This is a genomic window from Nitrobacter sp. JJSN (assembly GCF_051912485.1).
In the GTDB taxonomy this organism is placed as follows: Bacteria; Pseudomonadota; Alphaproteobacteria; order Rhizobiales; family Xanthobacteraceae; genus Nitrobacter.
Genome location: NZ_CP196822.1, coordinates 1,195,058 through 1,221,825 on the forward strand (window position 1 = coordinate 1,195,058; position 26,768 = coordinate 1,221,825).

A 26,768-nucleotide genomic window follows, 5' to 3' on the forward strand; every position below is an offset into this window, starting at 1 on the left:
ATGAGATTGATTCTTCTCGGACCGCCGGGGGCGGGAAAAGGAACGCAGGCGCAACGTCTGCTCCATCACTACGGACTCGTCCAGCTCTCCACCGGCGACATGCTGCGTGCGGCCGTTGCTGCCGGCACGCCGGTCGGCCTCAAGGCCAAGGACATCATGGCGAGCGGGGGGCTGGTCCCCGACGACGTCGTCATCGGTATCATTTCCGACCGGCTGGACCAGCCGGACGCAGCCAACGGTTTCATCCTGGACGGCTTTCCGCGCACCGTGCCGCAGGCCGAGGCGCTGGATCACCTGCTCCAATCCAAAAATATCGCGCTTGATGCGGTGGTCGAGCTCCGCGTCGATGAGAATGCGCTGCTGCAGCGCGTCGAAAATCGCGTCGCGGAAATGACGGCGCGGGGCGAGCAGGTTCGGGCCGATGATACGCCCGAGGTACTCTCGAAGCGGTTGGCCAGCTATCGTGCGCTGACCGAGCCGCTCATTCGCTATTATTCGGAGCGCCGCAAGCTGTTGACCGTTGACGGCATGATGGCCATCGAGGACGTCACGCGGGATATCCGCCGTGTCCTGAGGCGGTCGGGGGTTCCGATGTCCAAATTCGGCGTCCGCAGGTGGTAAGGCCTGCCGGAAAGGCGGCCTGAAAACGCGTGTATGAGCCGACAAATGATCGCCCGAGCAATGTCTCCCGCGGCGGGCGGGGAACCGGCAAGTGAAGCAGGCCGAAAAAGCGGTCAAAAAAGTCACGAAAAGGCGAGCAAAAGACGCGAAGCGGTTGACGAAGCGATACTAAATCCCTAATAAACGGGCATCCAGTCGGATCGTTTAGGACGATGCCCGGACCCCAAGATTTCAGAGGGTCGGGCGTCGTGTTTGTGTTTGTGGATACCCGCCTGAAATATCGAAGACAAAAGACCGGCCCACTGAGGGTCGGCGACAGGAGAGAAGTCTGTGGCCCGTATTGCCGGCGTGAATATCCCAACCAACAAGCGCGTCGTCATTGCGCTTCAGTACATTCATGGCATCGGTCAGAAGAATGCCGCTGAGATCGTCGAGAAGGTCAAGATTCCGGCTGATCGCCGGGTCGCGCAACTGACCGATCAGGAAGTGCTTCAGATTCGCGAAGTCATTGATCGCGACTACCTCGTCGAAGGCGATCTTCGCCGCGAGGTTGGCATCAACATCAAGCGGCTGATGGATCTCGGCTGCTATCGCGGCCTGCGTCATCGCCGCGGATTGCCGGTGCGTGGCCAGCGTACGCACACCAACGCGCGCACCCGCAAAGGGCCGGCAAAGTCGATCGCCGGCAAGAAGAAGTAACGAAAGCGATAAAGGGAGCGGTCAACTGCGGATAGTCGTTTTCTATCCTGCTTGACCGTTCGCTGCTCGCTTATCTGGTGGAGCCGCTGGCATTACGGCGGCGTTGAGATCACAGGAAAGGCTGATAATGGGTAAGGAAGCTGCGACACGCGTCCGCCGTCGCGAACGCAAGAACATCGCGTCCGGCATCGCGCATGTGAATTCGTCGTTCAACAACACGACCATCACCATCACCGACGCGCAGGGCAATACGATCGCATGGTCGTCGGCCGGAACGATGGGTTTCAAGGGATCGCGCAAATCGACGCCGTATGCGGCGCAGGTCGCGGCGGAAGACGTTTCCAAGAAGGCGCAGGAACACGGCATGCGTACCCTCGAGGTCGAGGTAGCGGGGCCGGGTTCAGGCCGCGAATCGGCGCTGCGCGCGCTGCAGGCCGCTGGTTTCACCGTCACCTCGATCCGTGACGTGACCACGATCCCGCATAACGGTTGCCGTCCACGCAAGCGCCGGCGCGTTTGATATTTCGACCGCGGGCGGTTTGTTGTCCGCGCAGGTTCGAAACCTTTATCGCGCGGGTTGATCCGCGCACTCCAACGCCAGAGATATTGATGGCATGGGTGACACAGTGACGATCCAGAAAAATTGGCAAGAACTTATTCGGCCGAACAAGCTGCAGGTCGTTCCCGGCAGCGATCCCTCGCGCTTCGCGACCCTGATCGCCGAGCCGCTCGAGCGCGGTTTCGGGCAGACGCTCGGTAACGCGCTGCGCCGCATCCTGCTGTCGTCGCTGCAAGGCGCTGCAGTGCAGTCGGTGCATATCGACGGCGTGCTGCACGAGTTCTCCTCGATCGCGGGCGTTCGCGAGGACGTCACCGACATCGTGCTGAACATCAAGGACATCTCGATCAAGATGCAGGGCGAAGGCCCGAAGCGTATGGTCGTGAAGAAGCAGGGTCCCGGCTCCGTCACTGCGGGCGACATCCAGACCGTCGGCGACATCGTGGTGCTCAACCCCGACCTTCCAATTTGCACCCTCGACGACGGCGCCGAAATCCGCATGGAATTCACCGTTGCCAACGGCAAGGGCTATGTTGCCGCCGAGCGTAACCGGCCCGAGGACGCGCCGATCGGCCTAATCCCGGTCGACAGCCTGTATTCGCCCGTGCGCAAGGTGTCCTACAAGGTCGAGAACACCCGCGAGGGCCAGATTCTCGACTACGACAAGCTAACGATGACGATCGAGACCAATGGCGGCGTGACGCCGGAGGATGCCGTGGCCTTCGCCGCGCGCATTCTGCAGGATCAGCTCAACGTCTTCGTCAACTTCGAGGAACCGCGCAAGGAAGTTACCACCGAGATCATTCCGGATCTGGCGTTCAACCCGGCCTTCCTCAAGAAGGTGGACGAATTGGAACTGTCGGTGCGTTCGGCAAACTGCCTGAAGAACGACAACATCGTCTACATCGGCGATCTGGTGCAGAAGTCGGAAGCGGAGATGCTGCGCACGCCGAACTTCGGTCGCAAGTCGTTGAACGAGATCAAGGAAGTGCTGGCCCAGATGGGTCTGCATCTCGGCATGGAAGTGCCCGGCTGGCCGCCGGAGAATATCGACGAACTGGCCAAGCGCTTCGAGGATCATTACTGAGCTTTTTACCTCTCCCCACCGGAGAGGGACAAGAGCAGGGCGAACGCAGGATGCCCACCTGCATTGAATGTCCGACCCGCGGTCGCGACAGGGATTGAGGAAAGAGATATGCGTCACGGCAAGGTTCACCGGAAGCTCAACCGCACCGCGGAGCATCGCAAGGCGATGTTTGCCAACATGGCGGCGGCGCTCATCAAGCACGAGCAGATCGTCACCACGCTGCCGAAGGCGAAGGAACTGCGCCCGATCGTCGAAAAGCTCGTGACGCTCGGCAAGAAGGGCGGTCTCGACAAGCGCCGTCAGGCGATCAGCGAGATGCGCGATGTCGATCAGGTGAAGAAGCTGTTCGGCGTGCTGGCGCCTCGCTACAAGGACCGTCACGGCGGCTACACCCGCATCATCAAGGCCGGCTTCCGTTATGGCGACAACGCGCCGATGGCGGTGATTGAATTCGTCGACCGCGACTTCGATGCCAAGGGCCAGGACTCCGGCCCGGTGCAGGAGAAGGCCACCGAGGAGGCCTGAAATCCTGCGGTATCCGGGACATCAAAAGCGGCGCTTTGAGCGCCGCTTTTTGTTTGTGTGTCTTCAGTTTGTGTCGTCGTAATGCGATGGCTGTCGCGACGCGTGGCCTCGCGGCATTACGGTTCACGGCGTGTTGAGGCGCAATCCTCCACTGAGCGCTGGCGAGCGCGGATGTCGATCGCCACATCGTGAATTACACCGTGTCCTGCGGCGCCCACGCGACCGCCTCTCATCAGGAATTGCTCCGTGAACATTGATCTGTCCGGCACCACAGCTCTCGTCACCGGTTCAACCTCGGGCATCGGTCATGCGATCGCCAAAGGGCTCGCGGCAGCGGGTGCGAAAATCATTGTCAACGGGCGCACGCAGGCCAAGGTGGATGCGGCAGTGGCCGCGCTCAAGACGGTAGTGAGCGGGGCGGCCATCGAGGCTGTCGCGGCCGACGTCTCGACGGTTGATGGCTGCGCGGCATTGGTCAAAGCGGTGCGTGATGTCGATATCCTCATCAACAACGCCGGCATATTCGAGCCGAAAGAATTTTTCGACATTCCCGATGAGGACTGGCAACGCTTCTTCAATGTGAACGTGATGTCTGGCATACGGCTGGCGCGTGCGTATTTGCCTGGGATGCTCCAGCGCAATTGGGGACGCATCGTCTTCATCGCCTCCGAATCCGCGATCATGATTCCGAAGGAAATGATCCACTACGGCATGACGAAAACGGCGCAGCTTTCGGTGTCGCGTGGCCTTGCCGAACTGACACGTGGGACTGCCGTAACGGTGAATGCCGTGCTGCCAGGGCCGACCATGTCGGAGGGTGTCGAAACTTTCGTGAAAGATCTTGCCAAACAGAACGGTGAATCGGTCGAGACTGCCGCCGCAAACTTCATCAAGCAGCACCGGCCGACATCGCTGATTCAGCGTTTCGCCAGCGTCGACGAGATTGCCAACATGGTCGTCTATGTCGCTTCACGCGAGGCTTCGGTCACCAACGGCGCAGCATTGCGGGCCGAGGGTGGGCTGGTACAAAGCATCATATAGTTTTGTTGCGATGACTGCGTCACTCGCACGCCTTGTTGCCTTTCATCGACATCAGACCGTCCAGGCGCATCCGCACAATCGTCAATCTGGACTGTCGATCTCAGCAAGGACGCGTGCCAAGGGAGCGGGCCTGTATATCGCGGAGAATTGCGGTGCAGGGGCGGAAAATCCGACGGAACGAGCACGAAAATGCCGCCTTTTGCTTCTCTTGAACGGCTGAGGCGCCTATATCTGCGGTCTTCGCCCTGGGAATCGCTTCATGCCGTTTCGCCTGTTCACCCTGCTATTCCTCGCCTTGATGATGTTGACGCCCGTCCACGCCCAGGACCGCCGCGTGCCGGCCTCTCAGGCCGAACTTCGGTTGTCCTATGCGCCGATCGTGCAGCGGGTGGCGCCGGCCGTGGTCAACGTCTATGCCGCCAAGGTGATCCAGAACCGTAATCCGCTTCTCGACGACCCGATCTTTCGCCGCTTCTTCGGCGTTCCGGGCCAGCAGCCGGAACAGATGCAGCGTTCGCTCGGCTCGGGGGTGATGGTCGATCCGTCCGGCCTTGTTGTGACCAATAATCATGTGATCGAGGGCGCCGATCAGGTCAAGGTCGCCTTGTCGGACAAGCGCGAGTTCGAAGCCGAGATCGTGCTCAAGGACACGCGGACCGATCTTGCGGTTCTGCGGCTGAAGGATGCGCATGAGAAGTTTCCGACGCTCGATTTTGCGAATTCGGATGAGTTGCTGGTCGGAGACGTCGTCATCGCGATCGGAAACCCCTTCGGCGTCGGACAGACGGTGACGCACGGCATCGTTTCGGCGTTGGCGCGCACACAGGTCGGTATCACCGACTATCAGTTCTTCATCCAGACCGATGCGGCGATCAATCCGGGCAACTCCGGCGGCGCGCTGGTCGATATGACCGGCCATCTTGCAGGGATCAACACAGCGATCTTCTCGCGCTCCGGAGGATCGCAGGGCATCGGCTTTGCGATTCCGGCCAACATGGTGCGGGTCGTCGTGGCGTCGGCCAAGAGCGGCGGCACGGCCGTGAAGCGGCCCTGGCTCGGCGCGCGGCTGCAGACGGTGACGCCGGAAATTGCCGAGACCATCGGTCTCAAGGCGCCCGCCGGCGCGCTGGTCGCCAGCGTTGCGCCGGGAAGTCCGGCGGCGCGGGCGGGCCTCAAGCTGTCCGACCTGATCGTGTCGATCGATGGCCAGCCCGTCGAGGATCCCAATGCGTTCGACTATCGCTTCGCGACGCGCCCGCTCGGCGGCACGTCGCAAGTGGAAGTTCAACGCAACGGCAAGCTGATGAAGCTCGCTGTTCCGCTGGAGACAGCGCCGGACACAGGCCGCGATGAGATCGCGATCACCGCGCAGTCGCCATTCCAGGGCGCGACGGTTGCGAATATTTCGCCAGCGCTCGCCGACGAGCTTCATCTCGATTCCGGCGCCGAAGGCGTTGTGGTCACCGCACTGGCCGGCGACGGAATGGCCTCGAATGTCGGCTTCAGGAAAGGCGACATCATCCTGGCGGTCAACAACAAGAAGATCGTCAAGACAGCCGATCTCGAACGGGCCGTTAGCGAAGCCAGGCGAGTCTGGCGGATCACGCTGATGCGCGGTGGCCAACAGATTCAAGTCATGCTCGGCGGATGAGCCCGAAGCGCCAGCGCGAGTCCAAAAGCCTGTTCGCTGCAGCCGGTCTGGAACGCGATGCGCTGCATCCGCTGCCGGACAGGCTGCGACCGCAGGCGCTGTCGGATGTAGTCGGGCAGGATCACATTCTTGGACCGGACGGCGCGCTGACCCGGATGCTGGAGACCCGCACGCTCGGCTCGCTCGTCTTCTGGGGGCCGCCGGGGACCGGCAAGACCACGGTGGCGCGGCTGCTGGCGGACGCGACCGCGCTGCACTTCGAGCAATTGTCGGCGGTGTTCTCCGGCGTCGCCGACCTGAAGAAGGCGTTCGACGCCGCCCGCGCGCGCCGCGAATCGGGGATGGGAACGCTGCTGTTCGTCGACGAGGTGCATCGCTTCAATCGCGCGCAGCAGGATTCGTTTCTGCCTGTCATGGAGGACGGCACCGTAGTCCTCGTCGGCGCCACCACTGAGAACCCGTCCTTCGAACTGAACGCGGCGCTGTTGTCGCGGGCACGCGTGCTGGTGTTCCATTCGCTCGATGCTGCGGCGATCGAAAAACTGTTCGCACGCGCCGAACAGGTCGAGGGCAAGCCGCTGCCGCTCAATTCCGAGGCGCGCTCCGCGCTGGTGCGCATGGCCGATGGCGACGGCCGCGCGGCGTTGACGCTGGTCGAGGAAGTCTGGCGATCAGCTCGTGACGGCGAAGTCTTCAATGCCGAGCAGTTGCAGGGCGTGCTGCAGCGCCGCGCGCCGATCTACGACAAATCCGCCGACGGCCATTACAACCTGATCTCTGCCCTGCACAAAGCGGTGCGTGGCTCCGATCCGGATGCGGCGTTGTATTATCTGGCGCGGATGCTCGAGGCCGGAGAGGATCCGCTGTTTCTGGCGCGCCGTGTGGTGCGGATGGCGGTGGAGGATATCGGCCTTGCCGATCCGCAAGCGCTGGTCGTCGCCAACGCAGCGAAGGACGCCTATGATTTTCTCGGCTCGCCGGAGGGCGAGCTGGCCATCGCGCAGGCCGTGATCTATGTCGCGACCGCGCCGAAATCGAACGCCGCCTACAAGGCGTTCGGTGCGGCGAAGCGGGTCGCAAAGGAGAACGGATCGCTGCTGCCGCCGAAGCATATCCTGAATTCGCCGACCAGGCTGATGCAGGAAGAGGGCTATGGCGGCGGCTACGAGTACGATCATGATACGCCGGACGGCTTTTCCGGGCAGGACTATTTTCCGGAGGCGCTCGGACGGCGGACGTTCTACGATCCGCCCGACCGCGGCTTCGAGCGCGAGATCAGGAAGCGGCTGGACTATTGGGCCAAGCTGCGACGAGAGAAGGAGAGCGGCAGCAAATGACCATGAAGTTTATCCGTGCCTGCATCATAGCCATCGGCGCTCTCGCGTGGGTGGTGCCCTCGCACGCGGAGATGGTCGAGACCGCCCCCGGCGTCACGGTGACGAAGAAGACATTCGCGGCGCCGATTGACGAGCAGCCGTTCTTCGGGTTCGCCCAAAAGACTCCCGAGCAGAGTCAAGCCGATGCCGCTTTTCTCGCAAGCGCGGATAAGCTCGGCCCGCGCGACGCGGTTTTTCATGCAGCCATCGAGCGCGGCTGGGCGAATTTGGATCGCGGCGATTTTCCGGAGGCGGCCAAGCGATTCAATCAAGCGTGGCTGCTCGTCCCGGAACGAAGCCCGATCTATCAAGGTTTCGCCGTGATCGCCGCGGCGCGCTTCGGGGATCTCGAATACGCCGAGGAGCTTTTCAAGATTGCGCTTCGCCAGCCGGACCCGCGGCGAACGCTGAAGGCCGATTACGGGCGCCTTCTATTGAAGTCCAAGCGGCCAGATGAGGCGAAAACGGTTTTGGAGGAGGGCGTGCGTGATGCACCGGAATTCGCGGATGCGTGGGCCAGTCTCGGACTTGCGCGGTTGCAGACCGGGGACGCTGCAGGCGCATGTGCGGCCGCGAGCGAGGCCATGAAGCTCAAGCTCTCGGGTAAGGTTGTATCCGACCTCGTTATGCTAAAGAGACAAGCGGCCTGCCCGTAACGGTCGAGTGCCGGCCGCGCGGCGTGAATACACCGTGACGCTGCCCGGCTCATGCGCTACCCACACGGTTTATTTGACAAGTTAGAGGAGCATATGAGCCGCCGCGTCAAACGACCTCTCGCGAAGAAGTCCGTGCGCGATGACAAGCGCGCCGGCAAACATGTCGAGCGAGTGCGTAGCGAGCGCAAGCCTGCTCCCCTCCCTCCGCGAAGCGAAGCGAAGCTGCGGGGAGGGGTCGGGAGGCGTTCGACCTCGAATCCTTCCCCCACCCCGGCATCTGCGACGCCGACCCTCCCTACCGATAGGCAGGGGGAGGGAAAGGAAGCGCCGCTGCCGACGAAAGTGCAGACTGTCGCCGTGACAGCCGACGAAGCCAACATGCGCGTCGATCGCTTTCTTGAAGCGCGCTTTCCCGGCCTGTCGTTTTCCCACATTCAACGCATCGTCCGCAAAGGCGAGCTGCGCGTAAACGGCAAGCGTGCCGACAGCAAGGATCGCCTGGGCGAAGGCGATAAGGTCCGCATCCCTCCGCTCAAACTCGACACACCGAAGGCCACGGCTCATCTGTCCGAGGCCGAGGCAAAGACCCGCGACGAATTGCAGAAGATGGTGCTGTTCGAAGACGCCGACGTCATGGTGCTGAACAAGCCGGCCGGGCTTGCGGTGCAGGGCGGCTCCGGCCTGTCGCGGCACATCGACGGCATGCTTGAGGTGATGTGCGACGCGAAAGGTCAGCGCCCGCGCCTCGTGCATCGGCTCGATCGCGAGACGGCTGGTTGCCTGCTGGTGGCCAAGACGCGTTTTGCGGCGACGGCGCTGACGGGGTCGTTCCGGCATCGTTCGGCGCGCAAGATTTACTGGGCGCTGGTTGCGGGCGTGCCGAAGCCAAAGCAGGGCCGCATCTCGACCTATCTCGCCAAGGAAGAAAGCGAGGAGGATTCAATCATGCGGATCGCCGCGCATGGCGACGAGGGCGCGAGCCATGCGGTGACTTACTACGCGGTGGTGGAAACCTCGGCGCAGAAGCTCGCCTGGGTGTCGCTGAAACCCGTCACCGGCCGTACTCATCAACTCCGCGCGCACATGGCGCATATCGATCATGCCATCGTCGGCGATCCCAAGTATTTCAACAAGGAAAACTGGCAATTGCCGGGAGGTCTTCAGAAGCGGCTTCATCTCCTGGCACGCCGCATCGTGATCCCGCATCCGCGCGGCGGCGTTATCGATGTCACGGCGCCGTTGCCGCCGCACATGTTGCAATCCTGGAATTTGCTCGGTCTTGAGGCGGATCGGTTCGACCCGATCGAGAACGCGCCGGAGGAGTAGGTCCTTGCCGTTGCGGCGGGACCGACATCAGGGCGATGTGAGAATATGCCATGCGTGAATTGTTCGAAGAAAGTCTCGGCCCGTCGCCGCTGGATCCGGAAGAAGCGGTACGCCAGTCCACGCGAACTGGGCAGCGCAAGCGTTTCTATACCTCCGCGAGCGTGAGGGAGACGCCGGAAGGGTTCGCCATCCTGCTCGACGACAAGCCGGTGCGCACGCCATCGCGCAACCTGCTGGCGGCGCCGGCCCGCGAGATTGCCGCAACTATCGCATCTGAATGGGAGGCACAGCAGGACGCCATCAATCCCATGACCATGCCGACGACGCGACTCGCCAACAGCGTCATCGATGGCGTGGTCGGGCGCGTCGATGCCGTGGTCGAGGATATCGCCAAATATTTTGAAACGGACCTTCTGTTCTATCGCGCCGGCCATCCCGATGCGCTGGTCGCGCGCGAAGCCGCGCATTGGGATCCGGTGCTGTTCTGGGCGGCCGAAACGCTGGGAGCGCATTTCATACTGACTGAGGGCATCGTGCATGTCCGCCAGCCGGATCAGGCGATCGCCGCGGCCCGCGCGGCGCTGCCGTCCGACCCCTGGGCGGTTGGAGCCTTGCATGTCGTCACGACATTGACCGGCTCGGCGTTGCTCGCGCTCGCCCTGATGCGCGGGCGGCTTGATACGGACGAGGTCTGGGCCGCCGCTCATGTCAATGAGGATTGGAATAGCGAGCAATGGGGCGTCGACGAGGAGACCGCCGTCCGGCGGGTGGCTCGCTTGGCCGATTTTAGGGCTGCTGCGGCCGTCCTGGCAGCGCAGACTAAACCATTCGGTTAACGAGAGGTTTAGACACCGAAGTTAGCCTCGCGGGTCAAACGAGGCTTTCATGGCGATCTCGATCAATCCGATCTTTCCGGTCATCGCGGCGCAAGGCGCCGCACCCGAAGCCGCGCTTCAACCGGGTACGGTGGTCGACGCGCAGGTCCAGAAGATCCTTGCCAATGATCTCGTTCGCATCGCGATCGCCAATCTGACGATCGAGGTGCTCTCGGAAATTCCGCTCGAGGTCGGCCAGAGCCTGCAGCTTTCGGTGTCGCAGACCGCGCAAGGATTGAGGCTCGCGGTGGTCGGGCAGGGCGGGTCGCCCAATCTGGCGACCGCCGCGACCGCGACGGCGGAGCCACAAGATTCCGTAACGCTGACGCCTGATGTCGCGGCCAGCATGACGGCCAAAATGGATACGCCGGCCTCGCCCTCAATACCCGCGCTGACGGCGCTGGAAGCCCTTTCCGTATCGGCCGCAGCGCAGGTCGCCGCGACGCGCCAGGGCAGCCTGTCGCCGCTCTACGCCAATCTGCTGGTGGCCGCCGGATCGGGCAAGCTGCCGCCACAAGCGCAACAGGTCGTGGACCGGTTGCTGGCTTTGCGTCCCGATCTCGGCCCGAACCTGACCGGGGGCGACATTAAGACCGCGTTCAGGAATTCCGGGCTTTTTCTCGAGGCTTCACTGGCGGCAGGATTGAAGATTGCGCCATCAGCGCCCACGCAAATTCCCGATCTCAAGGCCGCGCTGCTTGTGCTTCGCGAGGCGCTTTCGATCTCCGCCGGCGCGCCGGTCACGCAGGGTGCGCCTGCGAGTGCTGCGCCGGGTTCGCAACAAGCGCAGCAACCGGCTGCACAACCCGCGCCGATGGCAGGCGCGCCTCCGCTGTCACCAGACTTCGAGCCGCAGGAAGTCTACCTGCCGCAGGCGCGGCTGCCGGTCACCGATGAAGCCGACACCTCGACGGCTGCGAACCAGACATTGTTTTCCCGCGTATCCGATGCAGGCGTTCGCGCCGCCGCCACCGGTGCTGCCTTGAATCTTCTGCAAGAGGTGCTTCAGAACGGAGGCAGCAGAGCCGGCCTCGGTGCGGGTCTCGGACTCGACGGCGATACCACGGCCGGATCGTCGCCGCTCAGGACCGCGCCGGCGAACGGACCTACTGAGAACAACGTCTTTATCGTACGCACCAGCACGCCGTCGCCGCCCTTTTCCGGCGCGTTGCCGAGTACGCAACCCGTAGCGTTTCCGGCGCTGTCATCGGCTGCACCGGCGAGCGAAATTGCACGGCATCTGCTTGACGATACCGACGCTGCGATCTCGCGTCTGACGCTGTTACAGGTTGCCTCGCTCCCGGATCGCGTCGACACGGCAGGACCCAGGCTCGACCAGAACGCGCCGCGCTGGAATTTCGAGATTCCGTTTGCGACGCCGATGGGGACGGCCATGGCGCAGTTCGAGATTTCGCGCGATGCCGCCGGCCACGATGTCGAGACAGCGAGGCGGGTCTGGCGCGCGCGATTTTCGCTCGACGTCGAACCTGCCGGGCCGGTTCATGCGCTGGTGTCGTTGACCGGCGATAACACGTCGGTTCGGCTCTGGGCCGAGCGTCCTGCAACAGTGAGCCGGTTGCGCGCCGGTGCCTCGCAGTTGAGTCAGGCATTGAGCCACGCCGAATTGCAGCCGGGCGATATCGTCATCCGCGAGGGCGCGCCGCCGCCGCCGAAGCCCGCGCCGGCCGGCCATTTTCTGGATCGCGCCTTATGAGCATGGAGACCAAGGATCAAGTCGCGGTCGCCCTTCACTATGACAAGGGCAGCGGCGCGCCGCGCGTGGTCGCCAAGGGCAGGGGATCGCTCGGTGCGAAGATCATCGAGGTCGCCAAAGAGAACGACATACCGATCGAGGAAAACGAGGTGCTGGCCGGCGCGCTGTCACGTGTCGAAATCGGCGACGAAATCCCGGCCGAACTCTACAAGGCCGTAGCCGAGGTGCTGGTGTTCGTGCTGCGGCTGTCGGGGCGAGCCCCGTAAGGGAGTGCCCGTCCTGTTGGTGACAGCTTCAAAAACGGCGTGCTAAAACCGGGCTATGGTGCGGCGGACCCAGGTGGCCGAGCCGCAGGTCGGGACGGGCGGCGGATCATGAAGGATATCCTCGAGACCCTCGACGCCCGCCGCGCCGCCGCAAAGCTCGGCGGCGGCGAGAAGCGCATCGAGGCGCAGCACGCGCGCGGCAAGTTGACAGCGCGCGAACGCATCGAGCTCCTGCTCGACAGGGGCTCGTTCGAGGAGTTCGACATGTTCGTCGAGCATCGCTCGGTCGAATTCGGTATGGACAAGTCGAAGGTGCCGGGCGACGGCGTGGTCACCGGCTGGGGCACCGTCAACGGCCGCAAGATTTTCATGTTCGCCAAGGACTTCACCGTGTTCGGCGGCTCGCTGTCGGAGACCCACGCGCTGAAGATCACGAAAATCCAGGATATGGCGATGAAGGCGCGGGCGCCGATCATCGGTCTCTATGATGCCGGCGGCGCGCGCATCCAGGAGGGTGTTGCCGCGCTGGCCGGCTATTCCTATGTGTTTCGCCGCAACGTGCAGGCTTCCGGCGTCATTCCGCAGATTAGCGTCATCATGGGGCCGTGCGCCGGCGGAGACGTTTATTCGCCGGCGATGACCGACTTCATCTTCATGGTGAAGAACACGAGCTACATGTTCGTCACCGGCCCCGACGTGGTGAAGACCGTCACCAACGAGGTCGTGACCGCGGAAGAACTCGGCGGCGCCAGCGTGCACGCCACCAAGTCGTCCATCGCCGACGGCGCGTTCGAAAACGATGTCGAGGCGCTGCTGCAGATGCGGCGGCTGATTGACTTCCTGCCGAGCAACAATACCAATGGCGTCCCGGAATGGCCGAGTTTCGACGACATCGAGCGCACCGACCAATCGCTGGACACGCTGGTGCCCGACAATCCCAACAAGCCCTACGACATCAAGGAGCTGATCCTCAAAGTCGTGGACGAGGGCGACTTCTTCGAGATTGGAGATACTTTCGCGAAAAACATCGTCACCGGTTTCGGCCGCATCGCCGGACGATCGGTCGGCTTCGTCGCCAACCAGCCGATGGTGCTGGCGGGCGTGCTGGACTCCGATGCGTCACGCAAGGCCGCGCGCTTCGTCCGGTTTTGCGATGCCTTCAACATTCCGATCGTGACTTTCGTCGACGTGCCGGGCTTTCTGCCGGGAACGGCGCAGGAGTACGGCGGCCTTATCAAACATGGCGCGAAGCTCCTGTTTGCCTATTCGCAATGCACGGTGCCACTCGTCACTGTCATCACGCGAAAGGCCTATGGCGGCGCGTTCGATGTGATGGCGTCAAAGGAAATCGGCGCAGACATGAACTACGCCTGGCCGACTGCGCAGATCGCGGTGATGGGCGCAAAGGGCGCGGTGGAGATCATCTTCCGCAGCGACATCGGCGATGCGGAGAAGATCGCCGCGCGCACCAAGGAATACGAGGACCGTTTTCTGTCGCCGTTCATCGCCGCCGAGCGCGGCTACATCGACGATGTCATCATGCCCCACTCGACACGCAAGCGCATTGCGCGTGCGCTTGCGATGCTCAGGGACAAGCACGTCGACACGCCGATGAAGAAGCACGATAATATTCCGTTGTGATCGACCACGATGGAAACCTGGAAACCGAGGAGACGACAATGATGTTCGACTGGAACGAATATAGGCAACAGCTTTTGGGTCGGATCGGCGAAATTGGAAAGATCAGTCCTGCAATAACGCGGGGATACGCAGAGATCAGCGGTGCGGGCGCAAAGACTGGGAAGCTTGACGACAAGACCCGCGAACTGATCGCCCTGGCTGTCGCCGTAACCCGGCAGTGCGACGGCTGCATCACCGTGCACGTCGACGCGGCGGTCAAGTTCGGCGCAACGCGCGAAGAGGTTGCGGAAGCGCTAGGCGTTGCGATCGCGATGAATGCCGGGGCTGCGTTGGTTTATTCCGCAAGAGTGATGGACGCTTACGACGTCATCAGCAAGGCGTAACGAAGGGCGGGGCTGTTACGAACCGCTATCGATGATGTGATCGTGCGGAGCGTCAGCGCACCGCGCGATGCCAGCATCCTGCAATTCTCGCTGATGCGACTCGAAACTAACAACGAACCGACTTATGTCATTCGTTGTCGAAAAAACCGCGAGCTTGCCAGGCCCATGGCCAAGGCACCGATGACGAAACCGCAAGAAGCCGCTGCCTGAAGGGCGTTGACCATTTCGCCCTGATTGAACAGCACAATCGTCTCGAACGCATTAAGGCCGGGCATCATGATAATGATCGGTGAGACCGTCGTTGCCATCAGCGAAATATCGAAACGCTGTTCCAGAAGCAGAGCCACAATTCCGATGGTCAGAGCGGCAAGAAATGTGGCGGGGGCAAGCATCATGCCCATATCATTCAAAAAAAGACGCAGGTCGTTCGCTAACAACCCTAGCAGACCCGCTGCCACTACGGCCCTTGCGGGACTGTTGAACAGCATGGCGAAGGCAGCACCGGCGACGAAGCTAGCGACAGCGCGGAGCAATACTTTCGCGGGATAGGAAAGTTCAAAGGGCGGTTGGCGCGACACGTCAACGCCTGCAACGGCGATGACAATGCTGAGACCCAGCGCTACGGCCAGCAAAATCATCGTGCCATAAGCAATCCGGCTCACGGCAGCGAGGGTCTGGTATTGCAACAGATCGAGCAGGCCGGCAACCAGAGGAACCCCCGGTACCAGAAATAGCACAGAAGCGATGAAGCCGGCTGCATAGTGCGAAAACCCCAAACCCAGGGAACTTGCTAACGCGGCCGCCAGCACATAGACACCCGATGCTGCAACGGCACACACCGTTGCGCCGCCAAAATGATTAAACTGGCGGCGCGAAAGCCACAGTCGTAGCCATTGGCCGCCACCGCCGCCAATTGCCGCTGCGGTGATTTCCGGCACGGCAGCGCCGCTAAGGAAAGCAAAACCGCCGCTTGCTGCGCTAATGGCTATGGCGATCGGTATGCTGGAATAAAGAGGTAGAGCGGTCTCAATGCCCGCAAGCTTCTCCGCGATCTGGCGCGGCGAAGTTCCAGAAACAATGCTTTTTGCAAGCCGCTCCAATTCGCCAATACGGTAGGCATTGATTCCCGGCGGCCCGATGTCGCGCATTGCCGTTACCGGCTCACCGGAGTGAGAACCGCTCACGGTGATACAGTCGAGCGAAACGTTCACCGATATGGCGTCGAAGCCGATTTTCTTTGCGATCAACTCGATCCACGCCCGAGCCCGAGTTGCGGTATTGCCCGAGCGAACCATCATGGAGCCGAATTGAAGCAAGACGCCGACGGCCTCGTGCGTTAAGGCGGCGGCTGCGTTGGTCTCAGTTTCGCAAGATGAAACCATGCTCGTTTTGGCATTTGTTGCCTAATGCCTCATTATAGGCTTCACCGTCTCCCCATTACAATGTCGCGTCTTGGCCCTTCGCGTCACTCGCTGCGTTTGCACAAAAGCGTTTTATTCGGGAGCGAAGCGAACAGGGTCGAGTTTATGTGCCCGGTCTAATTTGGACTCAGCAGCTTAAACAGCGGCTGGAGGTAGCTTATCTCCTGGCCCGATGTCGGCGTGGTGCGGCTGATGAAGTCGAAGATCTTGCCGTCCTTCAGTCCGTAGTTGGCGAGCCGGGTCACCTGGCGGTTCTTGTCGAAATAGATCGCGATCACGCGTTGATCGGTGACGCTTTGATTCATGAACGCGACCGGACGGTGCGCCCGCTGCGAAATGTAATAGAAGACCTCACCGTTCAGCGTCGCGACCGTGGACGGCGTTCCCATCACGATCAGCACCTGATCCTGGCTGGCCCCGATCTGGATTTGCTCGAGCGCGCCGGGAGGCAGGATGTAGCCCTTCTGGAACTGCTCGCCGCTGCAGCCCGCCAAGGCCGCGCACACCAGTGTGGCTGCGAGCATCGCGCGCAGACCATGCCGTCGCCGCGGGGCGTGTGCCTTCTTTGAAACCGAAACTGTCATTCCGGGATTGACCTCATCCTCTTGCATCGCGCGAGCCGTTGACGTACCCGGCAATGGTCCCCGATTGCAACAACCGGACACCCTGCGGGCTGTCTTTCGGAACCCACATGCTCTGGCCGTTCAGTCACTTCAGGAAACCCCGCGCTCCATCGCGCGGCACCATTGAAGCCATCTATGGCATGATCGTGACACAGGCGCGAGAGCCCTTGTTTTATCAGGCCTTGGAGGTGCCGGACACGGTCGATGGCCGCTTCGATATGGTTCTGCTGCATCTGTGGATAGTTCTTTCGCGATTGAAGCAAAGGAATGACGAGGGGATTCCGCAGGCCCTGTTCGATCATTTCTGCAGCGACATGGATGCCAATCTGCGCGAAATGGGCGTCGGCGATCTGACCGTTCCCAAGCGCATGCAGGCGTTCGGCGAAGCCTTCTACGGCCGCTCGGCGGCTTATGACGGGGCTCTCGCAGAGGGGCACGAGCCGCTGGCAGAAGCGCTCAACAAGAATATCTATAATGGCGGGAACATCGAAAGCGCGAGACGGCTTGCCGCTTATGTGGCGGACGCGATGGCGTTCGCCGGTCGCGACGAGGCGACGCTGACCGGAGGGTTGCGCTTTCCGGACCTCGCGCAACGGACATGAGAGAGCAGACATGACCGCCAAGGACAGGCCCGACACGATCGCAAATCCCTGGAGTGCGCGGATCGCTGTGGCGCAGATTCCGGAAACCGGCCTTCATCGCGACATCGAGGCTGATGGCGCCACGCGTGTGGCGTTGGCGAAGATCGCCGGCTTGCGCGGCATCGAATCGGCCCGTGCATCGTTCGATCTGACGCCCAAGCGCGATGACAGCGTGCATGTGCGGGGCAGGGTCTCGGCACGCGTCGGCCAGACCTGCGTGGTGTCCCTCGATCCGATCGAGAATGACATCGTCGAGGATATCGATCTCGTTTTTGTCCCGGAAAGCCGGGTCCGCGAGCTCGCGGACTCGATCAATGACGATGACAATGCGGACCGTGAAATTCCGGACGCGCCCGAACCCATCGTCAATGGCGTCATCGATCTCGGGCGCCTCGCGGCCGACGCGTTGTTTCTGGGGATCGACCCTTATCCGCGCAAACCCGATGCTGTGTTCGCGCCGCCCGCCAGTGAAGTTGATCCCGAGGACCATCCTTTCGCCGCCCTGAGGGCGCTGAGAATCGACTCGAACTCATCACGCCGGAAGAAGCCCCCGAAGGATCGGGGATAAGATGTCTGCTGTTGTTTTGTAATATTCTTACATAACATATTGAATTATATATAATAGTGATATTCGGCTGTGTCCTTTCAAGGTGCATGACCCGGAATTTCCACGGGGGCGGGATGTTGTATCGAGGCCGGGACACGCTATTGTCGCGGCGGCCGGGCCGATGAAGCACCATGCTTTGGGCTGCTCGCTTCAGGGCTGCAAGAGATCAGGATTTCCGGGACTTCCATGCCGAAAAAGGTTCGAATCGCGCTTGACGCCATGGGAGGCGACATCGGCGCATCGGTGGCTATTCCGGGCGCTGCGATTTTCCTGAACCGTCATCCCGACACTGAGTTTCTGCTTTACGGCGACAGCGCTCTGATCGAAGCGCAACTCGCCGCCTACCCGGTGATGAAGGCGGTATCCAGGGTCATCCACACCGACGTCACCGTCAGCATGCACGAAAAGCCGAGCCAGGCGCTGCGCCGTGGCCGCAAGACTTCGTCGATGTGGCTCGCAATCGATGCGGTGAAAAAAGGAGACGCCGACGTAGCGGTGTCCGCCGGCAATACCGGCGCGTTGATGGCGATGGCGCGTTTTTGCCTCCGCATGCTGCCGGGGATCGAGCGTCCGGCCATTGCCGGGATCTGGCCGACCCAGCGCGGTGACTCGGTGATGCTCGATGTCGGCGCCACCATCGGTGGCGACGCCCAACACCTGGTGGCGCTGGCGGTGATGGGCAGCGCGATGGCGCGCGTGTTGTTCGGCCTCGAACGGCCGACGGTGGGTTTGCTCAACATTGGCGTCGAGGAAATGAAGGGCCGTGAGGAGATCCGCGAGGCCGCCGAGCTGCTCCGCAATGCGGACCTGCCGCAGCTCGAATTCGTCGGCTTCGTCGAGGGCAGCGGCATCGGCCAGGGCGCTGCCGACGTCATCGTGACCGAAGGGTTCAGCGGCAACATTGCGATCAAGGCTGCCGAGGGAACGGCGCGCCAGATCAGCGAATTCCTGCGGGCGGCGCTGTCGCGAACATGGACTTCAAAGCTCGGCTATCTTCTTGCCCGGGGCGCCTTCAAGGCGCTCAAGGAAAAGCTGGATCCGAACAGATCCAATGGCGGCGTGTTCCTCGGACTTAACGGAATCGTGGTCAAGAGTCATGGTGGAACCGACGCCGAGGGCTTTGCTTACGCGGTCGATGTTGGCTATGAGATGGTCCGCTACGATCTCCTGACCAAGATCAACCAAACGCTCAACCGCCACGGCCACACCATCGCTTCGGCGTCGGCAGTGCAGGAGGCACTCTCTTGACTGCGATACGTTCGGTCGTGCTCGGCTGCGGCTCCTATCTGCCGCAAAGGGTGCTGACCAATGCCGAATTGGCCACCAAGGTAGATACTTCGGACGAGTGGATCGTCCAGCGCACCGGCATTCGTCAGCGCCACATTGCCGCGGAGGGAGAGCTTACGTCGCATCTCGCCATCCATGCGGCGGATGCTGCGCTTGCTCATGCCGGCATCGATGCGCAGTCGATCGACCTGATCGTGCTGGCGACCTCGACGCCGGACAACACGTTTCCGGCGACGGCGGTCGTGGTTCAGAGCGCGCTCGGCATCAATCACGGCGCGGCTTTCGATCTCCAGGCGGTCTGCTCGGGGTTCGTGTTTGCGCTGGCCACCGCGGACAATTTCCTGCGTGCGGGCGCGTTCAAGCGCGCGCTGGTGATCGGCGCGGAAACCTTCTCGCGCATTCTGGATTGGACCGATCGCGGGACCTGCGTGCTGTTCGGTGATGGGGCCGGTGCGGTCGTGCTGGAAGCCCAGGAGCAGCCCGGCAAGCCCTCGGACCGCGGTATTCTGACGACACATCTGCGCTCGGACGGCCGTCACAAATCAAAACTTTATGTCGACGGCGGACCTTCCTCGACCCAGACCGTGGGGTATATTCGAATGGAAGGCCGCGAGGTGTTCAAGCACGCCGTCGGCATGATTACCGACGTCATCGTCGATGCATTCAATGCGTCCGGCACGAGCGCGGATGACATCGATTGGTTCGTTCCGCATCAGGCCAACAAGCGAATCATCGATGCATCGGCCCATAAACTGCATATTGCACCGGAGAAAGTCGTGCTGACCGTCGATCGCCACGGCAATACCTCCGCTGCATCAATTCCGTTGGCATTGTCGGTTGCTGTCGCCGATGGGCGCGTCAAAAGAGGCGATCTGGTATTGCTGGAAGCGATGGGCGGGGGCTTCACCTGGGGCTCCGCCCTCCTGCGGTGGTAAGAGTTGAATTAAAATATCCATCGCAGTTGCCGTCATCTATCGTGCGAAAGCATGATGAGATAGGTTGACCGTGCGCCGTTAAACTCTTAATTTCAGTTACAAATTGTTCGCCGGGAGCTTGGGGCAGGCGATGACAGAAACCGGAAAGACAGTCACGCGCGTTGATCTCTGCGAAGCCGTCTACAAAAAGGTGGGGCTGTCGCGGACAGAGTCGTCCGCGTTCGTAGAGCTCGTTCTCAAGGAGATCACCGATTGCCTGGAGAAGGGCGAGACGGTGAAGTTGTCGTCGTTCGGGTCGTTCATGGTACGCAAGAAAGGCCAGCGTATCGGCCGCAATCCGAAGACCGGCACCGAGGTGCCGATCTCTCCGCGTCGCGTGATGGTATTCAAGCCATCAGCTATTCTGAAGCAGCGCATCAACGGTAACAGCAACGGCAACGGCGCCGACACCAAGGCTGACTAGAGCGGGATGAGGATTAAAGTGTGTAGCGGCTTTCCGCCCGCATCCCATTCTAAAATATGGAATCGATCACGTTCATGATTTTGGATCGATTCGATCCAAAATCATCGTGATCTGGTGTGGTGGTTCAGAAGATCGCTCTGCGAGGGCATGCGAACTTCGGAATCGGGACACCAGTCCGGCGTTCGGCACCCGATTGGCAGAGGAGCGAGCATTTGGACAAAGCACCGGATGCCTTCAGGACCATTAGCGAGGTCGCGGCCGATCTCGATGTTCCCCAGCATGTCCTGCGGTTCTGGGAAACCCGGTTTGCGCAGATCAAGCCGATGAAACGAAGCGGCGGCCGGCGCTACTATCGCCCGGACGACGTCGATTTGCTGCGCGGCATCCGCCATTTGCTTTACAGCGAGGGTTATACGATCCGCGGCGTGCAGCGGATTCTGAAAGAGCACGGCATCAAGTCGGTGCAGGGCCTGACCGAGGGATCGTCCGCCGCGGCCTTCGGCGCCATTGAGGATGACATCCGCAACACACTCGGCGCGATCGATGATGACGGCGTGTCCGACTTTGAGGTCGACGACGAGGACGAAGATGAGGATGTCGGCGAGGGCTTGCCTCGCGCGCGGGAGCCGGCTGAGCATCGGCCGTTGCGGCACGATCTCGACGACGTCTTGTGGTCCGGTCCCGACAGCGCGGCAATCCGGGGCGTAAGCGCCGCGGTCGACCTTGCGAAGCTCAAAGATGTATTGGCTGAACTCGTCGCCTGCAGGGAATTGCTGGACGCCGCCCTGAGCGACGGCTGACGGCTCTCAAGAGCCCGCGTTTCAGCGTCGTACACGTGGTGCTGCGGCTTCTTGCGCCGCCGCGTGAACGCGGCTAGAGCTACCTCCGGCTTTTTGTTTTGACGCGTTTTCTTTGGGCGAACCGGTATCACTTCGCTCGAAAACGCTATAATGGAACGGGGCCGTAATGGCACGGAGCGTAGCGCAGCCCGGTTAGCGCACTAGTCTGGGAGACTAGGGGTCGGAGGTTCAAATCCTCTCGCTCCGACCAACGAAATCAAAGACTTGGCCTTAAGTCAAAAATCTCCAAAAATCAGTAGGGAAACTCTGGGGAAACTTCGGCTCTCCGGGCCGAAATAATTCGTGTTCGATGGCTCGATAAGGCCCTTCAGGCGTTCTCAGGAAAGAGCAGCCGTTCAACGAGTAATTTTCCCATCCTACCGGGTAGGGGGATTTAATTGACGGTTCGAAATGATTGCCGGTATCACTCGACTTAGCGCCCACGTAATGGACATAGCGTGGCGTAGGGGGAGGGGGCTGACGCACCCGCTCTTTTTACCGGGCTAACAACCTGGGTTCGCCGTTGGCGAATTGCCGGAAGCCTCAAAGGGGCAACCGGCCGTCGCGCGTCAGCCTAGTAGTTCGCCTGAGGGGCGGCGTCCTGAACCCAAGTTATCCACAACCCGTTCAGGGCACAGCCATGACCATTCATGCGAGCGAACGCGCGAGCCGCGTTCAGATACCCGCCGACTTTCCCCACCCCCAGCGCCTCGCGGGGCGCGACCTATTCATTGCCATCCTGGGCGAGCCTTCGCCCGCGACCTTCGCCCGTTGGCTGGCTGAAGGGAAGCTCCCGAAGCCCCGGAAGCTGGGCAGCCGGAACCGCTGGCCCGAAACCATCATAGCCGCCGCCCGCGATTCGGGGATTGCCTGATGAGCACCGATACGGACAGGCTTGCCGCCCTGGTTCGCCGGTACGCCGCGGGACAGCCGCTTCCCGACATGGTCGACGGAATCCCGCTCACTCAATGGCTAGCTGGCCTGGCGCACGACCGCATGGAAGCCCCGATGCAACTCGGGGCGCTGCTAGACCACCCAGCCGAGCGTCCGACCGTGGCCGAGATCGCGATGACCTTTCGCGCTCGGCTGGTTAGCGCCGCCGCGTAGAGCCTTCCGACCGCACTCGTCACCCTTACCAGACACGACACCCGCCGCGCCGTGCTGCCTCTCTGAGACGCACGACGCAGCGATGGGGGAACCATGCCGAAACTATCAGCCGCCCGCCTTGCGGAGCATCGCAGGGCCTTGGAAAAAGAGCGCACAGACGATGCGCTCGCAAAAGGTTGGCTTGCAGCCAACGACCCGAAACCTACTAGCGCAAAAACGCTCGAAATCGATGCCGACCATGCGGCACTGCTGAAAGTCGAGCTTGAACCACAGATTGTGGGAGCCGATGCAGACGGTCTATTTCCGCAAGAGCGCATTGTCTTCGATGCGCAAATAAAACAACTCGAATCCCGGTTTGCCCGCTCGGGAGACCGAAGCCTCCGAGACAAAGTACTTTTGCTCGTCGGTGAACCGAACGGCCAGCTCTCGCGGCGACAGCTCTGGGAGCTCCAGCGCCAGGTCAATGATCTGGCGGCGGACATCGTCCGGGATGCGATTCCAGACGCGGTCCGGTCGGGAGCGATGATCAGCCAGTGCTTCAGGCCCGCCATTACAATAGCGATCATACCAGCGGTAGAATGTGGCCCGCGGGACACCGAGCTTGTCCAGCGTGCGTTTGGCCGGCAGATGTGACTGCTCGACCAGCTCGATGATCTCGGCCTTCTCGGATGCAGGATATCTCATGCCTCGTCCTCCCCATCCCCGCTCATGCTTTTTTTGAGCAGACGGTTCTCCAGGGTGAGATCGGCCACGACCTCCTTCAAAGCAGAGGTCTCACGGCGAAGGTCTTTCACTTCGCCGGAGGTTGCGGCGCGTGCCGTATCGCCCGCCAATCGGCGTTTGCCGGCCTCCAGGAACTCCTTGGACCAGCCGTAATACATCGAGGCAGCGATACCCTCGCGGCGGCAAAGCTCAGAGATGTTCTCTTCACCGCGCAGCCCTTCCAGTACGATGCGGATCTTCTCTTCCGCTGAATACTGCCGGCGGGTCTGACGCCGAATGTCCTTCAGCACTCGTTCTGCCGGTGTTTTGTCCGGCCCGGATTTCTGTTTCATCTTCGCTCCTTGCGGCTACGATGAACCAGAAATCCTCCCTTCGGAAAGTCCCTCAATTTGTCTCACAGGTGCTGACGGGGAACACGAGTCACGTCGACATAAGCCTCGGCTGCATCGAGAGCCAGCAACTCGGTTCGTTCGTGCACGCGCGCCGCCGCAGCGTTGACACGCGCGGTCTGACGCCAGATCTCGTTGATCGAGGTAAAACCATCGAACAGCAACTGCCGGACGACGACCGATGCGGCGCGTCCGTTGAGCCATTCTCCGCTACCAAGCGGAGCCGGGACGATATTCTGGGTGAACCGCTCCGGGCCCCAGCGTCCTTCGACGCGCACCTGCGGCAGCAGCGTTCCCTGTTGTTGGCGAAGTTCCGACTCCGTCGCCCTCCGGTTGGCGGCAGCTTCCCCCACGCCGGGGTTCGTCGCCACCGCTTGCTTCAACGCATCGTTGATTGAAAAGCCGCTTTGAGAATAAGCCGAGACAGGCAGGGTCATCAGGCCGATAACGATTGGCGCAATAATTTGAAATCGCATTAGCAAATACTCAAAATCTGACGATCTGTTGGGAGGCCATAATGGGTTCCCACACGGTAGAGAGTCGAGGCGTGATTGAGGTCTTGGGAGCCCATTTGAGGCACTTTGTGGGCAAGTGTGGCACAAAAACCTCATAGAGAAGGCTCGGGGAAGGTACCCCAATAATCCCCCCTCGCGCGATTGTGTCGATATAGCGGCGGACGGCTCTCGAGCTGCGTGGCATTGTGGCCGGACTGTCTCACCCCGAATCGGGTTTTGCGCGATCCCGTTGTGCTTTGCGGCATGCGGATAGGCAGATGTGCCTCCGCAGGCTAAGCAGGACGTTTTCGGGGAATCGGTCATGGCGTCGGCGGCGGAATTCGATATCGTTATCTACGGTGCAAGCGGGTTCACCGGCCGGCTCGTCGCAGAATATCTTGCCGCCGAATACGGCAAAAGCGATCTGAAATGGGCCATCGCGGGGCGCAACCTCGACAAGCTCGCGTCGGTGCGCGACGCCATCGGCGCGCCACGCGACCTCCCGCTGATCGCTGCTGATGCCGGCGATCCCGCATCGCTCAAAGCCATGGTTGGCCGCACGGCCTCGGTACTGAGCACGGTCGGACCCTACCAGCTCTACGGTTCCGATCTCGTTGCGGCCTGCGCGGCCGGCGGGACCGACTATCTCGATCTCTGCGGCGAGCCGATCTGGATGCGGCAGATGATAGACGCGCACGAGGCAGTGGCGCGCAGGAGCGGCGCGCGGATCGTGTTCTCCTGCGGCTACGATTCTCTGCCGTTCGAACTCGGCGTGTTCTTTCTCCAGGAGGCCGCGATAAGGCAGCTCGGGTCGAGCGTCGCTCGGGTCAAGGGCCGCGTGCGCAAGATGAAGGGCACGTTTTCCGGCGGTACCGCCGCGAGCATGAAGGCGATCTTCGCCGCAGCCGCCAACGATCCGAGTCTGTTGCCGAAACTGCGCGATTCATTCGTGCTGACGCCGGGGTTCGAAGGGCCGAAGCAGCCGCCGGGCAACAAGCCGCTATTCGACGAAGACCTGGGGATGTGGCTGGCGCCGTTCGTGATGGCGAACATCAACACCCGCAATGTGCATCGCTCCAACTTTCTGCTCGGGTTTCCCTACGGCCGGGATTTTATCTACGACGAAATGATGGTCGCGGGGCCGAAGGAGACCGGCGAGGCGGCGGCGAAAGCCATCATCGCCGCCAACAACAAGCTCGGCGCGCAGGGCGGTCCGAAACCCGGCGAGGGTCCGTCGAAAGAAGAGCGCGAGAGCGGGCATTACGATCTTCTCTTCGTCGGCATCGGATCCGACGGGCAGCAGGTGAAGGCCGTGGTGACCGGCGACCGCGATCCCGGCTACGGATCGACTTCCAAGATGATTGCGGAATGCGCGATCTGCCTGCGGCGTGATACCCCGGACGTTGCGGGCGGCTTCTGGACGCCGGGCGCTGCGATGAAGGACGCGCTGATCAAACGGCTCGTCGATCGCGCGGGCCTGACGTTCACGATCGAGCCCTAGCTTTAACACCGCGGGTGACTCTATTGCGGCGCCTGTCGAACGGGAGCCCGCCGGGCGTCGGCCGTATACTGGTGGGAGGCAGCGAACATGCCCCACATCACGCCGAGCATCAGCCAGAAATGCCGCCAGTGATCGGTGTCGATGATGAAGCTCTCGCCGACGGTACCCAGAAACGCCGCGAAGATCGCGAGATAGGCTCGTTGCCAGGGAACCCGAACGAAAATGTAACGAAAGCCAAGAATCACGGTGGTGAAGATCAGCACCGGATAGCAGATACCCGAAATCCATCCGCCCGACATGAAGGCGTTCAGATACGAGTTGTGGGTGTCTTCCGGAAAAAACCGCGTGAATTGCAGCGGGCCGATGCCGAGTGGCAGGTCCAGCGCCATCTGGAAGCCAAGAATGTGCCGGCCGAAGCGGCCGAAGCGGCCTTCGTCGTAGCTCTGGTCGAAGCTCGCGCGTTCCTTGAAGAGGCTGTCGATTGAATCGAACGACAGCAGGATCGCCAGCAGCAGCGCAATCGCGGCGGCCGCGATCACCGCGGTCGTGACCAGCCGCGACCGCTGTTTCGTCGACGGACTGGTCAGGAACATCAAAACCAGCATCAAAGCCGAGGTCAGCACGAACTGGCCCCAGGCTGCGCGCGAAAAGGCCAGCAGCAGCGCAAGGCTGATGATCCCGAGCGCGATCGCGCTGCGAACAGCCTTTCCGAAGCGGTCCGTGACGATGCTTTGCAGGACGAACAGCGCCGGCAGGATCAGGAACGCGGAGAGCACGTTCGGATCCTTGAAGGTGCCGCGTGCGCGGCCATAGAGCGTCAGCAGGTCATGTTCGCCCGGCACAAGATGGAAATAACCCGCGATGCCGGCGGCAGACGCGATCACCGCGCCGACAATCAGGCCGCGCCGCAACAGCTCGAGCCGTGCCGCCGTATCTTGCGAAAACACCATCGCGAAGAAGATGACCGTCACGGCCATGTACCAGGAGGTCATGATCCAGTTCACGATCGGGGTCTTGTCCATCAGGTATGCGGCGCAGACCGTATAGCCAAGGTTGATCAGAAACAGCAGAAGCATCAGCGGAACGAACGCCAGCCGCATCCGCAGGCCCGTCGCGAAGAACACGATCATCGCGGCCAGGGTCGCAAATTCGTATGGGCTGGGTTCGATGTAGACGATCGCGCCGCCGGCCCCGACCAGCCACAACAACGCGCGCTGGAGCGCGGCAACGCCCGGCGCCTGCGTCAGGGACGGAAGCGAACTGTCAACCGCTGCAGGGTAGGCCATTAGACTCTCGCAAACTCAACGCACGAGGATCA

Annotated in this window: 27 protein-coding genes, 1 tRNA gene and 2 pseudogenes; 25 read left to right on the top strand and 5 right to left on the bottom strand. The window is 61.7% G+C overall.

Annotated features, from left to right (window positions below; translation table 11 throughout):
* From ACSZOQ_RS05910 to ACSZOQ_RS05980, 15 genes are all read left to right on the top strand, one after another.
* Entirely contained in the window at positions 1 to 621 is a 621-nt protein-coding gene (locus ACSZOQ_RS05910) for an adenylate kinase (RefSeq protein ID WP_439925067.1), read from the top strand.
* Positions 622 to 951: 330 nt separating this feature from the next.
* Complete coding sequence (rpsM, locus tag ACSZOQ_RS05915; RefSeq protein ID WP_439925068.1) at positions 952 to 1,320, top strand: 30S ribosomal protein S13; 369 nt, start codon at positions 952 to 954, stop codon at positions 1,318 to 1,320.
* A gap of 127 nt (positions 1,321 to 1,447) precedes the next feature.
* The gene (gene rpsK / locus ACSZOQ_RS05920) at positions 1,448 to 1,840 is read left to right on the top strand and encodes a 30S ribosomal protein S11 (RefSeq protein ID WP_335578515.1); all 393 of its coding nucleotides are present in this window, start codon (positions 1,448 to 1,450) and stop codon (positions 1,838 to 1,840) included.
* A gap of 94 nt (positions 1,841 to 1,934) precedes the next feature.
* Positions 1,935 to 2,966: a DNA-directed RNA polymerase subunit alpha gene (locus ACSZOQ_RS05925; RefSeq protein WP_439925069.1), complete on the top strand. Its 1,032-nt coding sequence runs from the start codon at positions 1,935 to 1,937 to the stop codon at positions 2,964 to 2,966.
* Between the two features lie 108 nt (positions 2,967 to 3,074).
* Positions 3,075 to 3,491, top strand: a complete 417-nt coding sequence (gene rplQ / locus ACSZOQ_RS05930; protein WP_439925070.1) for a 50S ribosomal protein L17 — start codon at positions 3,075 to 3,077, stop codon at positions 3,489 to 3,491.
* A gap of 246 nt (positions 3,492 to 3,737) precedes the next feature.
* Entirely contained in the window at positions 3,738 to 4,532 is a 795-nt protein-coding gene (locus tag ACSZOQ_RS05935; RefSeq protein ID WP_439925071.1) for an SDR family NAD(P)-dependent oxidoreductase, read from the top strand.
* A 259-nt stretch (positions 4,533 to 4,791) separates the two neighbouring features.
* Positions 4,792 to 6,183, top strand: a complete 1,392-nt coding sequence (locus ACSZOQ_RS05940) for a DegQ family serine endoprotease (RefSeq protein ID WP_439925072.1) — start codon at positions 4,792 to 4,794, stop codon at positions 6,181 to 6,183.
* Complete coding sequence (locus ACSZOQ_RS05945) at positions 6,180 to 7,520, top strand: replication-associated recombination protein A (RefSeq protein ID WP_439925073.1); 1,341 nt, start codon at positions 6,180 to 6,182, stop codon at positions 7,518 to 7,520. Before ACSZOQ_RS05940 ends, ACSZOQ_RS05945 begins: the two co-directional genes overlap by 4 nt.
* Complete coding sequence (locus tag ACSZOQ_RS05950; RefSeq protein WP_439925074.1) at positions 7,517 to 8,215, top strand: tetratricopeptide repeat protein; 699 nt, start codon at positions 7,517 to 7,519, stop codon at positions 8,213 to 8,215. The genes ACSZOQ_RS05945 and ACSZOQ_RS05950 overlap by 4 nt, the downstream gene beginning before the upstream one ends.
* A gap of 51 nt (positions 8,216 to 8,266) precedes the next feature.
* Positions 8,267 to 9,541, top strand: a complete 1,275-nt coding sequence (locus tag ACSZOQ_RS05955) for an RluA family pseudouridine synthase (RefSeq protein WP_439925075.1) — start codon at positions 8,267 to 8,269, stop codon at positions 9,539 to 9,541.
* Between the two features lie 50 nt (positions 9,542 to 9,591).
* Positions 9,592 to 10,377: an ATP12 family chaperone protein gene (locus ACSZOQ_RS05960; RefSeq protein WP_439925076.1), complete on the top strand. Its 786-nt coding sequence runs from the start codon at positions 9,592 to 9,594 to the stop codon at positions 10,375 to 10,377.
* A gap of 49 nt (positions 10,378 to 10,426) precedes the next feature.
* Positions 10,427 to 12,130 carry a flagellar hook-length control protein FliK gene (fliK, locus tag ACSZOQ_RS05965; RefSeq protein ID WP_439925077.1) on the top strand — a complete coding sequence of 568 codons (1,704 nt, stop codon included), beginning with the start codon at positions 10,427 to 10,429 and terminating at the stop codon, positions 12,128 to 12,130.
* Complete coding sequence (locus tag ACSZOQ_RS05970; protein WP_439925078.1) at positions 12,127 to 12,396, top strand: EscU/YscU/HrcU family type III secretion system export apparatus switch protein; 270 nt, start codon at positions 12,127 to 12,129, stop codon at positions 12,394 to 12,396. Before fliK ends, ACSZOQ_RS05970 begins: the two co-directional genes overlap by 4 nt.
* A 108-nt stretch (positions 12,397 to 12,504) precedes the next feature.
* The gene (locus ACSZOQ_RS05975; RefSeq protein WP_439925079.1) at positions 12,505 to 14,037 is read left to right on the top strand and encodes an acyl-CoA carboxylase subunit beta; all 1,533 of its coding nucleotides are present in this window, start codon (positions 12,505 to 12,507) and stop codon (positions 14,035 to 14,037) included.
* Between the two features lie 41 nt (positions 14,038 to 14,078).
* Positions 14,079 to 14,420, top strand: coding sequence for a carboxymuconolactone decarboxylase family protein (locus tag ACSZOQ_RS05980; protein ID WP_439925964.1), 342 nt, complete (start codon positions 14,079 to 14,081; stop codon positions 14,418 to 14,420).
* Positions 14,421 to 14,542: 122 nt separating this feature from the next.
* Here ACSZOQ_RS05980 and ACSZOQ_RS05985 read toward each other — a convergent pair whose 3' ends face one another.
* Positions 14,543 to 15,802 carry a threonine/serine ThrE exporter family protein gene (locus ACSZOQ_RS05985; RefSeq protein ID WP_439925080.1) on the bottom strand — a complete coding sequence of 420 codons (1,260 nt, stop codon included), beginning with the start codon at positions 15,800 to 15,802 and terminating at the stop codon, positions 14,543 to 14,545.
* Positions 15,803 to 15,957: 155 nt separating this feature from the next.
* Positions 15,958 to 16,425: an outer membrane protein assembly factor BamE gene (locus ACSZOQ_RS05990; RefSeq protein ID WP_439925081.1), complete on the bottom strand. Its 468-nt coding sequence runs from the start codon at positions 16,423 to 16,425 to the stop codon at positions 15,958 to 15,960.
* A 107-nt stretch (positions 16,426 to 16,532) separates the two neighbouring features.
* On the opposite strand from ACSZOQ_RS05990, the gene ACSZOQ_RS05995 reads away from it, so the two are divergent.
* The 9 genes from ACSZOQ_RS05995 to ACSZOQ_RS06035 all read left to right on the top strand — a co-directional run bounded on the left by ACSZOQ_RS05995 (position 16,533) and on the right by ACSZOQ_RS06035 (position 22,343).
* Positions 16,533 to 17,066, top strand: coding sequence for a ubiquinol-cytochrome C chaperone family protein (locus ACSZOQ_RS05995; RefSeq protein WP_439925082.1), 534 nt, complete (start codon positions 16,533 to 16,535; stop codon positions 17,064 to 17,066).
* A gap of 10 nt (positions 17,067 to 17,076) precedes the next feature.
* Positions 17,077 to 17,673 carry a YceD family protein gene (locus ACSZOQ_RS06000; protein ID WP_439925083.1) on the top strand — a complete coding sequence of 199 codons (597 nt, stop codon included), beginning with the start codon at positions 17,077 to 17,079 and terminating at the stop codon, positions 17,671 to 17,673.
* Positions 17,674 to 17,898: 225 nt separating this feature from the next.
* Positions 17,899 to 18,960 carry a phosphate acyltransferase PlsX gene (gene plsX / locus ACSZOQ_RS06005; protein ID WP_439925084.1) on the top strand — a complete coding sequence of 354 codons (1,062 nt, stop codon included), beginning with the start codon at positions 17,899 to 17,901 and terminating at the stop codon, positions 18,958 to 18,960.
* Complete coding sequence (locus ACSZOQ_RS06010) at positions 18,957 to 19,934, top strand: beta-ketoacyl-ACP synthase III (protein WP_439925085.1); 978 nt, start codon at positions 18,957 to 18,959, stop codon at positions 19,932 to 19,934. Before plsX ends, ACSZOQ_RS06010 begins: the two co-directional genes overlap by 4 nt.
* A 130-nt stretch (positions 19,935 to 20,064) precedes the next feature.
* Positions 20,065 to 20,397, top strand: a complete 333-nt coding sequence (locus ACSZOQ_RS06015) for an integration host factor subunit alpha (RefSeq protein ID WP_439925086.1) — start codon at positions 20,065 to 20,067, stop codon at positions 20,395 to 20,397.
* A 212-nt stretch (positions 20,398 to 20,609) separates the two neighbouring features.
* Positions 20,610 to 21,197 (top strand): MerR family transcriptional regulator, encoded by a 588-nt coding sequence (locus ACSZOQ_RS06020; protein ID WP_439925087.1) that lies wholly within the window; start codon positions 20,610 to 20,612, stop codon positions 21,195 to 21,197.
* A gap of 172 nt (positions 21,198 to 21,369) precedes the next feature.
* Positions 21,370 to 21,447 (top strand) — tRNA-Pro (locus tag ACSZOQ_RS06025).
* Positions 21,448 to 21,876: 429 nt separating this feature from the next.
* Positions 21,877 to 22,110, top strand: coding sequence for a helix-turn-helix transcriptional regulator (locus tag ACSZOQ_RS06030; protein ID WP_439925088.1), 234 nt, complete (start codon positions 21,877 to 21,879; stop codon positions 22,108 to 22,110).
* Positions 22,110 to 22,343, top strand: coding sequence for a hypothetical protein (locus tag ACSZOQ_RS06035; RefSeq protein WP_439925089.1), 234 nt, complete (start codon positions 22,110 to 22,112; stop codon positions 22,341 to 22,343). The genes ACSZOQ_RS06030 and ACSZOQ_RS06035 overlap by 1 nt, the downstream gene beginning before the upstream one ends.
* A gap of 363 nt (positions 22,344 to 22,706) precedes the next feature.
* On the opposite strand, the pseudogene ACSZOQ_RS06040 reads toward ACSZOQ_RS06035, so the two are convergent.
* Positions 22,707 to 23,398, bottom strand: a pseudogene (locus ACSZOQ_RS06040) (transposase); the annotation flags it as partial.
* A gap of 74 nt (positions 23,399 to 23,472) precedes the next feature.
* Positions 23,473 to 23,892: pseudogene (locus tag ACSZOQ_RS06045) on the bottom strand (TolC family protein); the annotation flags it as partial.
* Between the two features lie 379 nt (positions 23,893 to 24,271).
* On the opposite strand from ACSZOQ_RS06045, the gene ACSZOQ_RS06050 reads away from it, so the two are divergent.
* Positions 24,272 to 25,450, top strand: a complete 1,179-nt coding sequence (locus ACSZOQ_RS06050) for a saccharopine dehydrogenase family protein (RefSeq protein WP_439925090.1) — start codon at positions 24,272 to 24,274, stop codon at positions 25,448 to 25,450.
* A gap of 20 nt (positions 25,451 to 25,470) precedes the next feature.
* On the opposite strand, the gene ACSZOQ_RS06055 is transcribed toward ACSZOQ_RS06050, so the two are convergent.
* Complete coding sequence (locus tag ACSZOQ_RS06055; RefSeq protein ID WP_439925091.1) at positions 25,471 to 26,736, bottom strand: O-antigen ligase family protein; 1,266 nt, start codon at positions 26,734 to 26,736, stop codon at positions 25,471 to 25,473.
* Positions 26,737 to 26,768 lie beyond the last annotated feature (32 nt).